This is a genomic window from Aquabacterium humicola, from assembly GCF_030167915.1.
Taxonomy (GTDB): Bacteria; Pseudomonadota; Gammaproteobacteria; order Burkholderiales; family Burkholderiaceae_C; genus Pseudaquabacterium; species Pseudaquabacterium humicola.
The window spans coordinates 1-3,507 of sequence record NZ_JARGNB010000033.1 but is presented as its reverse complement, the minus strand read 5'-3'; the positions used below and the strand labels follow the sequence as shown (position 1 = coordinate 3,507).

Sequence of the window (3,507 nt, the reverse complement as noted above, 5' to 3'; positions counted from 1 at the left end):
ACCAGTCGCTTGGCCAGGTCCTCAGTATCGAAAGCCTCTGACATAACGATCCCACGTAAGGTACATGGGTTCGTAGGCTCTCAGTTGCCTTCGCGGGAATCAAGGACGTGGTTGCTCGATCGCTTACAGCGAACTTGGCAACGACACCGGGATGATCAGCCAAAGGATCGGCCAGGCCGTCCGCGAGCCCGGGGCGAAGGAAGTCGACTTCTCCAAGCTCACAACCTTCGGCTGGGAGTACTTCTACTTCTTCAAGCCGGGAACACCGAGGGCCACAATCTGCGCGTTCATCCGAGCAAGCCGGAACAACTGTGGCCGAGTTGTTAGGTATGAAGCCGTTCCTTCCACCCACGTTGCCTTGTTCTTCGGTCTCAACGGCAACCTCACCCATACAGAACTCCATGCTCTGGCAAACGGAGAGTTCGACTTCGACTTGCCACCAGACGGCATCTCCAAGACAGCTGCTGTCTTTCGCATACGCCGGAGCACAAGCGCGGGAGGCGAACGCGTCATTCTCGAAGTCAAGTGACGCCTAACCCTTCGGTCAACGCGACCCGCACCAGCAGGCGTCTTGGGGCGCGAGGCCGCCCAGCACTATCATCGGCCTCGCGCCCCAAGCCACCTGCTGGCACGGGCGCGTTACCTCAAACGTTAGGCGGCACGCGCAAGAACCCGTGCGAGCCTCCGGTCCGCCTTGCGAGCACCCCGCAGTTCAAGACCGCATCTGCAACGGTCGCCCAAACTGGGACGAGTTCAAAGCCATGTGCACAGGCTTTGCCCTCTGGCGGAGCTCCTTGATCGGGCTCACGAGTGCGCTTCGCGCAAGCGTGCTGCGCCGCGCAGTCAGTTTGTCGGGCACCGCGCAAGCGCGGTGCTGCAAGTTCGTATCGCAGGGCGCAAGACCGTGCGCCTTCGGAGGGACCCACTGCTCTGGCAATCCGCAGCGGCTGGTCATCATCGGCACTCAGCCCCGTCAAGCCCGCGGTCCCGCAGGCTGCCGCTCAAAGTGCCGCCTAACCCTTCGGTCAACGCGACGCCCACCAGCTGCGCGCCAGGGCCGCGAGGCAGTCAAGGCATATCATCTGCCTCGCGGCCCTGGCGCTCCGCTGGCGGCCGCGCGTTACCTCAAACGTTAGGCCTCGGGTCAGCACGTACACCACGACTCGTGGCGCTGTCAGAACAGCCGCTCACTTCGGCCTCCATCACGTCGGTCGCCAGATGAACAGCCGAATACCATTCTGGGCACGTGCAGGCGCCGCACCGGAGCGCTCGGACAACGTCGGGCAAGACAAAGCTCGTCCGCAAAGCGTAGGCCGGCACGTCAAGACATTGGCGGTCGCCACCGCTCGCGGGTTGGAGCGCAAGGCACCCGACGTCACGAGCCACTCAAGGCTTGTCGAGGTCTCTGGCAACAAGATCATCGGTCGTCCCTGGCAGCATGCACATCAGCGACCTTCAAAGCTTCAAGCCCCGGGGCCATCAGTCTTCGCGGTGTTCACGTACTGCACCAGCTCCGAGGCCTAACCCTTCGGTCAACGCGACCCGCACCAGCAGGCGCCTTGGGGCGCGAGGCCGTCCGGCACTATCATCGGCCTCGCGCCCCAAGCCCCCTGCCGCTGCGGGCGCGTTACCTCAAACGTTAGGCCGCACAAACACCCATCCCGCATCGTCAGCCACTTCCTCCGCGCCTGAGTTTCAATGCTCATCAAGCACCATGTCGAGTATGTCTTCCCCATCAAGGGAAAGTTGCACGTCCCGGATGTGATTGGACTAGCAGCATCACATCGCCTCAAACCTGGCGCAATCCTGCAGTGCACCTTCGAATCACCAACGGGGGAACAGTACGAAGTGCAAGGCAAGGTCGCCTTTGAGTTTGTCAACTACAAGGGTCGTGTCGACAACCCGGATCGAATAGGCGGAAGTCTCATCTTTGCCGAAAGGCCAGGCGGTCATGTGCCTCAAGGCTGGACGTTGTTCGTACTGCTCGAAGAATAGGCTGGCTGGCTCCGTTCGCCCGTCCGTGGCAGGCCATCACCCATCGGTCCCGGGCACAGAGTGCGGCCTAACCCTTCGGTCAACGCGACCCGTACCAGCAGGCGTCTTGGGGCGCGAGACACCCAGGTCTATCATGTGTCTCGCGCCCCAAGCCTCCTGCCGGCACGGGCGCGTTACCTCAAACGTTAGGCATCAGGTGGAGCGGCCGTGCCACTGCAACGCATGTTCAGCGGCGCTATCGCGCCGAGCATCTGAACAGCCACCAGTTCTCTGAGCGCCATGCCAACTCAGGCCGGAACCTGCAACGCCTTGCGGAAGGGTTCCGCTCAATGAGTTGTGGTCGGCACCAGAGCTCACGGCTCCAGCGCCTCCCGCTCCCTTCCAGTCAGTCCGTCGGGCGCTGCGCGTCGGAAGTCCCTTCTAGTGGCTACCACCCCGTGGCGCAGCGCAGAGGGCAAGGCCCAAGGCCGGCCAGGTCCGCAGCGCTTGCCACCGTCGGTTTCAGCCAGTTCGTCCGGCGCTGCGCGTCGGAAGGCCCTACCAGTGGCTACCACCCCGTGGCGCAGCGCAGAGCGCAAGTCCGAGGTAGCTCGTGGCATGTAGCACCTGCCTTTGCCGTCAACCCGGCTGCTGCCTAACCCTTCGGTCAACGCGACCCGTACCAGCAGGCGTCTTGGGGCGCGAGGCCGGCCAGCCTATCATCGGCCTCGCGCCCCAAGCCTCCTGCCGGCACGGGCGCGTTACCTCAAACGTTAGGGCGCATCAACTGCCTATGCACATTCGAGGAGTCGCTCTTCTGCTGATCGTGGCGCTGTGCGGCTGCGCGATCGACCGCGGACCGCTCAAGCTGCCCGATCCGATCCCTCTCATAACACCTGAGACCGGAAAGGCAGTCGTCTACCTCCTACGAGTGCCGCATGAGTCCTTTGACATAGTCGTCCAGCTAAACGGGGTGAAAACGGCGACCCTTCCAAAGGAAACGTTCACCGCTATCGCTTTGGCGCCCGGTCGACACGAGCTCTTGGCCATTCATCCAAACGCTTCGGTTCACTCGGCTGCCGCACTCATCACAGTAGCCGCCGGTGAACGACGGTTTCTTTATACGTCCGTACCCACCAAGGGCGAGGTCCGCGCCACGTTCGCACCCATCGGCACAGCCATTGTTCCGGTCTTCACTCCTGGCCCGGTGAACGCTGGTGCACGCAGGTGGGTTGAGGCCAGTGAGTTCGATGCACAGGGTCTGTTCTCAGTCCTTAGGCCCGTTGGCGCAGAGGCAAATGCGCCCTAACCCTTCGGTCAACGCGACCCGTACCAGCAGGCGTCTTGGGGCGCGAGGCCGCCCAGCCTATCATCGGCCCCGCGCCCCAAGCCCCCTGCTGGAACGGGCGCGTTACCTCAAACGTTAGGCTTCACGATGCCCCACGCCCAAGAGCCTTCCCCCGCCGAGCGAGTGCTTCTACGGTCGTGGCGAGCGGCGCAGGGCGCGTCACCGGAAGACATTGCCCGCCTCTC

At 63.2% G+C, this 3,507-nt stretch carries 2 protein-coding genes; both read left to right on the top strand.

Annotated elements, in window-relative coordinates:
* The first annotated feature begins 151 nt into the window (after positions 1-151).
* On the top strand, positions 152-529 hold the full coding sequence (locus P1K89_RS33185) for a hypothetical protein (protein WP_284620814.1): 378 nt from the start codon (positions 152-154) through the stop codon (positions 527-529).
* 1,169 nt (positions 530-1,698) lie between these two features.
* Positions 1,699-1,995: a hypothetical protein gene (locus P1K89_RS33180; RefSeq protein ID WP_284620802.1), complete on the top strand. Its 297-nt coding sequence runs from the start codon at positions 1,699-1,701 to the stop codon at positions 1,993-1,995.
* Positions 1,996-3,507 lie beyond the last annotated feature (1,512 nt).